Here is an 8,044-nt window from a genome sequence, read left to right as displayed (position 1 = left end):
GACCGCGGGCGCGGCGGACGCGCCGGGGACCGCGGGTGCGGCGGACGCGCCGGTGGCCGCCCCCGCTCCCGTGCCGTTCGCTCTCGGCACGGCGGAACTGCCCGACAGCGGGTGGGACGCCGTCGGACGGGCCCGGGCAGCGGGACGGCCGCGGGCGCGGGCGTACCTGGACGCCTATTTCGCGTACCGGGTCCAGATCAGCGGTGACCGGTGCGGCGGTACCGACCCGGACGGGATGCTGTGCGGGTTCGGTGACCACGACGGCCGTACCGTGGCCTACGCGGCGCAGACCGGGACGGCGACCCGGCCCGCCGGGTACCGCACCGCCGCCCGGCTGGTCCGGCTCGCCGACCGGCTCGGGATCCCCGTGCTGACGCTGGTGGACACCCCGGGCGCCGCCAACGACGCGGAGGCGGAGCGGCAGGGGGCCGGGGCCGCGATCGCCGAGGTGTTCGCGGCGGTGGCCGGCGCCCGGGTGCCGATCACCACGCTGGTCATCGGCGAGGGCGGCTCCGGCGGGGCGCTGGCGCTGGCCGCGCCCGGCAACACCTGGGCCACCCCGGACAGTTACTTCTCCGTGATCGCGCCCGAACTCGCGGCGGCGATCCTCAAGCGCCCGCCGGAGGAGGCCGAGGCCACCGCCGGCCAGCTGCGCGTCCGGCCACAGGATCTGGTGGAGCTGGGGATGGTCCGGGGCGTCGTCACGCCCGCGGACCACCCCCGGCCCTGACCTGTCGCACGGCCACCGCCCGCACGATCTCCTGCGTCACCGAACCGCCCTTGTCGTCGTGGGCCGAGGCCCGCAGGGAGACGTGGGCGGCACCGCGGGGCACGCTGAGCGTGCCGTGCCAGGACGCGCCCCGGCCGGTCAGCGGGACCGTCCGCCAGGTCGTGCCGTCGTCGTACGACACCTCCAGCCGTCCGCCGCCGAGGGTGCCGGTGCCGGCCGCCCCGGCCACGTACCGGGCGCCCAGCCCGATCGTGGTCCGGTGTCCGCCGCGGACCGTGCCGGCGAGGTCGGTGTCGACGTCGAAGGCGAGGTTGATCAGCGGCAGGTAGGTCCAGTGGTCCTCCGGGGTGGCCGCGGACCGGAACGTCCACTCGGTGTGCCCCCGGGTGGCGGGCTGCCACCGGCCGGCGTCCAGGGCGGTGTCGGTGACCACCTTGTAGGTGTGTTCGTCGGCGGGCGCGTCCCAGACGTAGGCGGCGGAGCTGGTGCCCTCGTCGACCAGGGTGCCGTCCAGGTACACGGCGGTGGTCTGGCGCATCCCGCTGCCGTCGCTCCACACGTCGCCGAAGCCGGTGTGGTCGGGCCCGCTGTCACCCCAGCCGGGGGTGTTCAGCTGGATCTGGTCACCGGCACGCTGCTGCCCCCAGCCCAGCCCGGTGCCGAGCCACGGGTGCCACACCGGACGGAACCAGTCCAGCTCCGGCCGCGACCCGCCGTCGTAGCGCACCAGCCCGCTGCGTTCCTCCAGCGCGCCGTCGCGTACGGTGACGGACTCGTGCCACCGCTGGCCGGGCCCGGTGGAGACGTAGTCGGTGCGCTCGGCGGGCAGGCCGACCCGCTCGGGGAAGCCGAGGCCGACCGGGAAGGTGTCGGTGATCGAGTACCGGAACTCGGCGCCGCTGACGGGCTGCGCGGCATGGAACCTGACGTGCACGGCGGCGAGCTGCCGGGCGGAGGGGGCGTAGGTGAGGTTCCGGTTGGGGATCGCGCCCCGGTGCCCCTCGGACAGGTCGTACACGTACGGCGGGTCGACGGTGCCGGTCATGTCGACGCGGCCCGCCGCCCGCAGCCGGGCCGCGTCCGCCCGGTTCACCGTGGCGATCTGCAGCGGCCGGTCGGTGTTGTCGCCGGTGCCCCACCAGGCCGTCAGCCGGCCGGGCGCGTCGTCCGTCACGAACAGCGCCTCGGCTCCCGCGTCCTGTGCGGCCTGCGCGAGCGCGGCCGGGTCGGCGCCGTCGGCGAGGCGGGCGAGCACCGCCTTGCCGGACACCCCGGTCAGCGGCCCGTCACCGACGTCGGCCAGGGGCAGCCGGGTCCGCCCTGCGCGCAGCGTGCCGCCGGCCTGTACGGTCGCCTCGCCGATGCCCGCGACCTCCAGGCGGGGCTTGGCCAGCCGCCACACGGTCCGGTACTCGAACGTGCCCTGCGTGACCTTCCTCGTGGGCGCGGCGAAGACGCTGTCGTAGGCCAGGGGCACCTGGACCGCACCGAACAGGTCGGCGCCGCCCGCCGCCCGGTCGTACTCCATGAGCAGCTGGTGGGTCTCGGTGCGCCGGCCGGTCACCGCCCTGACCTCCCGCAGCCGGCGCCCGTCGAGGGTGACCTCGCGGTCGCGGTCGAGGGCGATCTCGGGGGCCGCGAGGAAGCCGAGGCCGAGCGAGTCGGCGCCATGGCTGCCGCGCACGTCCAGGAAGGAGGCCACGCTGTACGTGCCCGGCTTCAGGCGCAGTCGCAGGGTGCCGGAGTCGCCGACGTGCGCGGGCTGGGCGTCCTCGCCCGCGGCGAGCCGCTGCACGGTGAGGTCGGCGGGCGCGGGCGCGCCGGCGCGGTCCTTCACATGGATGGTGAGCGTGTACCGCTCCTCCTCCTTGACCAGGCCGAACACGGTGTGCGCGAGGGGCGTGCCGTCGGGGCCCGCGGCGACGATCTGCCCGCTCGTCCCGCCCACCGGAGCGCTGGAGCCGTCGCCGGTGACGGTGGTGGCGGCGGTGCCGTGGGCGGGGACGGTGAGGGTGTCCCGGGCGAGGACGGCGACGCCCTGCGGCGCGCCCCGCACCGACAGCTTCAGCTCCAGGGGTTCACCGGTGCGGTTGGTGTAGGTGACGGTCCTGGTGACGGGCTTGTCCGCGTCGTAGGGCCAGCTGTAGAAGCCGAGGTCGGCGCTGCCGGTGGCGGTGACGCGGGCGTCCAGGGCGTCGGGCACGCTCACCCGCCCCGCGCCGAGCACGTAGGCGGACGCGTCGAGCCGGGCGGAGCTGGACATGAGCGCGTCCTTCAGCCGGGCGCCCGTCCAGTCGGGGTGTCTCTCCGCGAGCAGGGCGGCCACTCCGGCGACGTGCGGGGTCGCCATGGAGGTGCCGCTCATGGAGGTGTAGTAGCCGCTGCCGGGGGCGAGTCGGGAGCGGGCGGCGAGGATGTCGACACCGGGCGCGGATATGTCGGGCTTCAGGGCGTTGTCGCCGTACCGGGGTCCGGCGGAGGTGAAGTAGGCCGGCTGGTCGGCGGAGTCCACCGCGCCGACGGTGAGGGCGGCGTCGGCGGCGCCGGGCGAGCCGATGGAGGAAGGGGCGCCGGTGTTGCCGGCGGCGACCACGAAGAGCGCTCCGGTCTGCGCGGAGAGGGTGTTCACGGCCTGCGCCATCGGGTCGGTGCCGTCGCTGGCCTCCGTCGACCCCAGGCTCATGGAGACGATCCTGGCGTGCACGTCCCGTGCCGCCCACTCCATGCCGGCGATGATCTGGGACTCGCTGCCCGAGCCCTGGTCGCTGAGCACCTTGCCGACGGCGAGCGCGGCGCCGGGCGCGACGCCCTGCTCCCTGCCGTCGGAGGCGGCGCCGCTGCCGCCGACGGTGGAGGCGGTGTGGGTGCCGTGTCCGTTGCGGTCGGCCACCTCCTGCCCGTCGATGAAGCTTCTTGCGGCGGTGACCCGGTCCTTGAGATCGGGGTGGCCGAGGTCCGCGCCGGTGTCCAGGACGGCGACGGTGACGCCTTTGCCGGTCAGCCCCGCCTCCCAGGCCGCCCGCGTGCCGATCTGGTTGTTGCTCTCGGCCATGTCGGCCGTCACCCGTCCGTCCAGCCACACCTTGTCGATGCCGGCGGACCGGGTGAACGACCGCCAGAACGTGCGTCCCCTGTCGGCCTCCACGGCGGCACCGCGCAGGCTGGGCAGGGCACGGGTGCGCTCGGCGCCGGCGGGGGTCGCGGCCCGCGCCTTCGCGCCGTAGGTGACGATCAGGGGCAGCGCGTCGGCCTCGGCGTCGGTGAGGCCCTGCCGGATCAGTCCGCTGACGTCGAACAACCGCCGGTCCAGCGTGCCGGCGCGCAGATAGGGCAGCGCCTCGTCGGGTACGACCGTGAGCCGGCCGTCGGCCGACGTGGTCCGGACGGCGCCGGCGGCGCCGGGGGGCCGCTGCACGGCGACGGTCTTCCGGCCGTGGCCGAGGTCGGTGACGGTCACCTTGTCGCCGGTGACGAGGGTGACGGTCGCGGGGCGGGCGGTGCGGGGGGTGTGCGCGGGCGTCGCCCCTCGCGCCGTCGCCGGCCCGGCCGGGAGCAGCGCGCTCACCAGCGCGGCCGCCAGCAGTGCCGTCCCGCGTCTGACTGGTCCTGTGCTCATCCACGCCTCTTCTCGTGTGTGTCGAGCGCGTCGCGTGCTGGGACGAGTGTGATGTGCCGTCGACCGGTGGGGAGTTGATCGTTCCTGACGGAAAGGCGCCCTGGCGGGTTCTCGCCAACCTCGGCACCGGGCCCGCCACACCCGGCGGATGATGTGACACCCGAAGCACCGTCCGTAACATGGGCGTTGTCGTCACACGTCACGGACAAGGGGGAGCCGACGTCACCATGGACGGGCTGGTGGAGTTCAGGACCGAGGACGGCGCACTCGTCGTGGTGGAGGACGTCGGCACCAGGTCCGGTGCCCGCCTCGTCTCGCGCGGCGACGGACCCGCCCAGGCGGCGCGCACCTTCGAGGGGGCCCTGGACGGGGTGCGCGCGGCCGCGGCGGCCGCGCTGCGGGTCTTCCGGGACGGCAGCCTGCGTCCCGACTCGGTGGAGATCGAGTTCGGCGTACGGCTGTCGGCGGAGGCCGGGGCCGTCATCGCCAAGGGGTCGGCGGAAGGCCACCTGGTCGTCAAGCTCAACTGGTCCCCGGGGCTGACGCCGGACCAGGGGGCCGCTCCGCCGGCCGTTCCGGGGCAGGGCGTGCCGGGGCCGGAGCCCGCCGACCGGTGATGCGCAGCGCCGCCTGGCACGCCCGGATCGCCTGTGGCAACGAGGTGGGGGCCGGCTTCCTGATCGCCGGCCACCGGGTGCTCACCTGTGCCCACGTCGTCAGGTGGAGCGACCGCGCGGCGGTGACCGTCAGCTTTCCGCACGCCCGGGAGCTGGGTGAGCTGTCGGCCACGGTCGTCGCACACGGCGGCTGGGCGGGTGGGGCCACCGATCCCGGTGACGTCGCCGTACTCGGACTGGAGCGTGCCGTCCCGCTCGCGCCGGCCGGTTTCGCGCCGCCCGACGCCGCCTGCGCCGAGCCGTACCCCAGGCTGATCGCCTACGGCTTCCCCGAGGGCTACGACGAGGGCACGCTCGCCGAGTACCAGGCCGTCTCCGCCCAGTTGATCGCCGGTGAGTGGCTGGAGCTGGTGGCGTGGAGCGGGCACGGGCAGCCGCTCGTGGCCGGTTTCAGCGGGGCGGCGGCGACCCTGCCGGACGGCACGGTGGCCGGCATGGTCACCGCGGCCTCGGACTCGCCGGACGTACGCAAGGGCCGGATGCTGCCGCTGGAGGTGATGGCCCGCCACTGGCCCGAGCTGGGCGAGCTGGTGCCCACCCCGGGCCACCGCGGCGACACGCGCCGACGGCTGTACGGCCTGCTGCGCCGCGCCGCCGCCGACGCCGGCCGCGTGTGCGACCCGAACCGGATGTACGTGGACGCGGTGGGCGCCTTCGGGCCGCCCCTGCCGCCGGGCGGCTTCCCCTCCCTGTGGGCTGCTGCCGGCTACGTGCAGTGGGAGGTCCCGGACCCGGAGGCGGTGAGCCGCTTCGCCGACCGGCTCGACGAACTGCTCGACGGGCGAACCGGGTTACGGCACCGGACGCCCTCGGATGTCCCGGGCCCACGGGACTTCCCGGGTGCGTCAGGCGTCCAAGGTCCGTCAGGTGTCCGGGGTCCGTCGGACGTCCAGGGCCCGTCGGGCGTTCCCGGTCCGTCGGGCGTTCCCGGTCCGTCGGGTGTCCCCGATCCGTCGGGCGTTCCCGGTCCGTCGGGCGTTCCGGGTGGATCTGGCGTCCCGGGGCCCACGGGCTTCACGGATGGGCCGGTTCCGCCGGGTGCGGCGGGTACGGCGGGTACGGCGGGTACGGCGGTCCCGTCGGCCTGGACGGATCCGCCGGCTTGTCCGGTGCCATCGGTGTCATCGGTGTCGCCCGTCTCGTCGGTGCCGCCGGTGTCGCCGGTGTCGCCGGTCTCTTCGGCCCCGTCGGTGTCGGCGGCCCCCTCGGTGTCGGCGGCCCCCTCGGTGTCGGCGGCCCCCTCGGTGTCGGCGGCCGGGTCGGTGTCGGCGGCCGGGTCGGCTCCGTCGGCCGCGCCGCTCGCCGCTTCGGCGTTCCCGCCGCCCGCACCGGCGTCGCCCGCCTGGTCCCCGGTCGTCGTCGAGATCGATCACAGCGGTGCCGGGCCCGACCAGGTGACCGTGGAGGTGTCCGCGTACCGCGAGGGGCGGCGGCGTCCGGTGGGTGCCCGCCGGCTGCCGCGGACCGGGGTACGGGCCTACGTGCAGAGCCGTATCGACGAGGCCGTCGCCCATCTCGCCCCGGACGCCGACGAACTGGTGACGTTCGTGCTGCCGCGCGAGTGGCTCAACGAGGCGGTGGCGCACTGGGAGTGCGGAGCGGACGACAGTACGCCCCTCGGCTGTGCCTACCCCCTCGTCGTGACCGACCGCGCACGCCACCACAGCGGCAGACTGCGCCACCAGTTGCGCAAGAAGTGGCAGAAGCTCGACACCGGCGGCGGCGTGGAGGTGCACCGCGTCGAGTGCGGCACCCTGGAACGGCCGCCCAGCCTGCGCAAGCGGCTGTGGGACGACGAGGCCGGGCTCGCCGGCTTCGCGGCCCCGCCCACGGTGGCACGCCGGCACTTCGAGGTCGGTCTCACCGTGCCCGTACCGGTCCTGCTGTGGCCCCGGACCGGCGCCGCGTGCACCGCCCACGAGGACGCGTCCGGTCCCGGCGCCGGGGCCGGACGGTCCTGTCCCGGCACCGCGTTCCTGGACCAGCTCACCGCCTCGGTCGCCGGTGTCCCGCCCGCCGAACTCCCCCGGCACGTGCTGTCGTTGCGGATGACCGCGGATGCCGCCGACGAGCCGGACCGGCACTGGGCGAGAGATCTGCAGCTGCTCTGGGACGACCCGCGCTGCTTCCCCGAGACCACCGCGAGCCTGCACTCGCCCGTCGCCTGACCGCCCGCACGACCGCCGCCCGCACGACCGCCGCCCGCCCGCACGACCGCCACCCCCACGGAGAAGAAGAACCCATGCCCCTGTGGCCCGTCTACACCGGTACGAACGAGCCGCACGACGGCATCACCGAGCTGCCCGCCCCGCCGCCCTGGCGCGCCTTCGACGGCGGGCCGGTGCTCCCGGCGCCGGACGCCACCGCCGACGCCTCCGCCGTCTCCCCCGACCGCACCCACCGCGCCGAGACGTACCAGGCCACCCAGGAGACGGTCCAGCTCGTCAACGCGGCCCTGTACCTGCGCCGCCCGCTGCTGGTCACCGGCCCGCCCGGCACCGGCAAGTCCTCGCTCGGGTACGCGGTCGCCCGGGAGCTGCGGCTCGGCCCGGTGCTGCGCTGGAACATCACCAGCCGCAGCACGCTGCACGACGGCCTCTACCAGTACGACCCGCTCTCGCGGCTGTACGCGGCCCGGCAGGAGGCCGCCGCCCGACAGGGCGGGGAGGGGGGCACGGACGACCCGACGGGCATCGAGCACCATCTGCGGCTGGGCCCGCTCGGCACCGCCCTCCTGCCGTACGACCGGCCCCGCGCGCTGCTCATCGACGAGATCGACAAGAGCGACCTCGACCTGCCCAACGACCTGCTGAACGTGCTGGAGGAGGGCCAGTACGAGATCCCCGAGCTGGTCCGCTCCTCCCGGCTCGTGCCGGACGGTGTCGCCCGGGTACTGGCCGACGGCACCGACGAGCGGGTCCCGGTGGCCCACGGCCGGGTCCGCTGCCGGGCCTTCCCCTTCGTCATCCTCACCAGCAACGGCGAGCGCGAGTTCCCGCCCGCCTTCCTGCGCCGCTGCGT

The 8,044-nt window shown here is 75.6% G+C and carries 5 protein-coding genes; 4 read left to right on the top strand and 1 reads right to left on the bottom strand.

Annotation, left to right across the window (positions count from 1 at the left end; genetic code table 11):
- Positions 1–730, top strand: a 730-nt coding sequence (locus GT045_RS15595; protein ID WP_272926857.1) for a carboxyl transferase domain-containing protein, incomplete at its 5' end; no start/stop codon positions are given.
- Here the strand turns inward: GT045_RS15595 and GT045_RS15590 are convergent.
- Entirely contained in the window at positions 702–4,346 is a 3,645-nt protein-coding gene (locus tag GT045_RS15590) for a S8 family serine peptidase (protein WP_161334523.1), read from the bottom strand. The genes GT045_RS15595 and GT045_RS15590 overlap by 29 nt on opposite strands.
- Positions 4,347–4,573: 227 nt before the next feature.
- Between GT045_RS15590 and GT045_RS15585 the strand changes: the two genes are divergently transcribed.
- The 3 genes from GT045_RS15585 to GT045_RS15570 form a co-directional block, all read left to right on the top strand.
- Positions 4,574–4,963, top strand: a complete 390-nt coding sequence (locus GT045_RS15585) for a CU044_2847 family protein (protein WP_161293522.1) — start codon at positions 4,574–4,576, stop codon at positions 4,961–4,963.
- Positions 4,963–7,191, top strand: a complete 2,229-nt coding sequence (locus tag GT045_RS39755) for a serine protease (protein ID WP_237538618.1) — start codon at positions 4,963–4,965, stop codon at positions 7,189–7,191. The genes GT045_RS15585 and GT045_RS39755 overlap by 1 nt, the downstream gene beginning before the upstream one ends.
- A 74-nt stretch (positions 7,192–7,265) precedes the next feature.
- Positions 7,266–8,044 (top strand): MoxR family ATPase (locus GT045_RS15570; RefSeq protein WP_161334522.1); only part of this gene is annotated, 779 nt, incomplete at its 3' end.

The sequence above is a fragment of the Streptomyces sp. SID486 genome (assembly GCF_009865385.1).
Classification (GTDB): Bacteria; Actinomycetota; Actinomycetes; order Streptomycetales; family Streptomycetaceae; genus Streptomyces.
This window is presented reverse-complemented; position numbering and strand designations above follow the sequence as displayed.

What these genes read in the sequence shown, in the direction of transcription:
- GT045_RS39755 (WP_237538618.1), top strand. Translation starts at nt 4,963, where the DNA reads ATGCGCAGCGCCGCCTGGCACGCCCGGATCGCCTGTGGCAACGAGGTG.
- GT045_RS15585 (WP_161293522.1), top strand. Translation starts at nt 4,574, where the DNA reads ATGGACGGGCTGGTGGAGTTCAGGACCGAGGACGGCGCACTCGTCGTG.
- GT045_RS15590 (WP_161334523.1), bottom strand. Translation starts at nt 4,346, where the DNA reads ATGAGCACAGGACCAGTCAGACGCGGGACGGCACTGCTGGCGGCCGCG.